This is a genomic window from Ectothiorhodospira sp. 9100, from assembly GCF_022227565.1.
GTDB classification, from domain to species: Bacteria; Pseudomonadota; Gammaproteobacteria; order Ectothiorhodospirales; family Ectothiorhodospiraceae; genus Ectothiorhodospira; species Ectothiorhodospira marina.
Window position 1 is genome coordinate 1 of sequence record NZ_JAJNAN010000128.1, and the last position, 646, is coordinate 646.

The following is a 646-nucleotide window of genomic DNA, read 5'->3' on the forward strand; positions in this document are numbered from 1 at the left end:
GGGGTAGCTGTCCGTCCGGGTCGTTCACGGTGACGGAGTTGTCATCTGTGAGCCGGTCAGAGTATACGACCAGGTTCGTGCCCCCCTCGTGTGCCTGGCTCGGGAAGAGGATGCCTGTGCAACCACGGGCCCGAACCATGTCTGCAAGAACCCAGGTTGGAGGTTCAACGTGCAGATCGAATTTCAGGTGCCGCCAATCCTCGCGCCAGTCATGCCATAGCTCGTCCCAGGGTTCCCCGCGGTGTAACTGACGCAGGTCGACCAGATCACGCAGCGTCGCAGTGTAGGAACACATCGTGCAAGGTGGCAGGAAGGGTGAGGTCTGCTGGCCCACTGCGGGGTAAGCGCGGGAAACAAGGTGGTGCCGGAAGGCAGGTCGACGAGGATCACCCGACGAACCCGGCGCTGATCGACTCCAGATAGCCGATCACATCCTCGGTCCGCCCTTCCTGTACCAGTTGCAGCAGGGTCTTGTGACGGAACGCGGGAACGGGCTCGTTCTTGACCAGGAAGATGGCCCGCTGTGGGTCCGGCTCCACCGCCGTGGCGGCCGACAAAACGCGCATCAGGTCACGCAGCGCGGATTGCAGTCTTGGGGATTCCGGATGGGTGCGCAGCGTGTTGCGATGAACCCCTGCCAGTTCGG

The 646-nt window shown here is 62.8% G+C and carries 2 protein-coding genes; both read right to left on the reverse strand.

The features are described 5' to 3' along the window. The coding region (locus LPW29_RS15280) for an RES family NAD+ phosphorylase (RefSeq protein WP_238628725.1) at window positions 1–295 on the reverse strand (295 nt) is incomplete at its 3' end. Between the two features lie 91 nt (window positions 296–386). Continuing rightward, a partial coding sequence (locus LPW29_RS15285; protein WP_238628726.1) for a DNA-binding protein occupies window positions 387–646 on the reverse strand: 260 nt, incomplete at its 5' end.